At 52.5% G+C, this 600-nt stretch carries 1 protein-coding gene; it reads left to right on the forward strand.

Annotation, left to right across the window (positions count from 1 at the left end; all coding sequences use genetic code 11):
- Positions 1 to 81 precede the first annotated feature (81 nt).
- Positions 82 to 600, forward strand: a 519-nt coding sequence (locus ACTHUT_RS21570; protein WP_440419859.1) for a GTPase domain-containing protein, incomplete at its 3' end; no start/stop codon positions are given.

A 600-nucleotide genomic window follows, 5' to 3' on the forward strand; every position in this document is an offset into this window, starting at 1 on the left:
GTCTGAAACATATATTGCCACTAAATATAAACGGCTCCATACTCACACATTCATAGTCCATATCAACCCGACCCAAAGACCATGACCACCCCTCTCTCCCTTGCCGTCGTCGGCCATACTAACACAGGCAAAACCTCGCTCTTACGTACGCTTTTGCGCGACAGCACCTTCGGCGAAGTAAAAAACGCGCCATCCACCACGCGCCATGTCGAAGAAGCCCTCATCAACGATGGCGACGACAGCTTGGTTTACCTCTACGACACCCCCGGCCTTGAAGATGCAGGCGGCGTGTTGGACTGGCTGGAAACCCATACATCCGCACGCGATGACGGCATTGAGCGCATCCAGCAATTCCTCAGCAATCATGAAGCGCATCACGAATTCAACCAAGAGGCAAAAGTGCTACGCCAAGTCATGCAAAGCGATATGGCCATGTACGTTATCGATGCGCGAGAACCCGTCCTCGACAAATACAAAGACGAACTGACCATTTTGTCTTGGTGCGCCAAGCCCATCATGCCCGTGTTCAACTTCACCCAAAATCAAGACCTGACCGCTTGGACCAATATGCTCGCCCGTCGAACCCTGCATGTTTACGCC

This window comes from Neisseria sp. P0022.S010, from assembly GCF_051956635.1.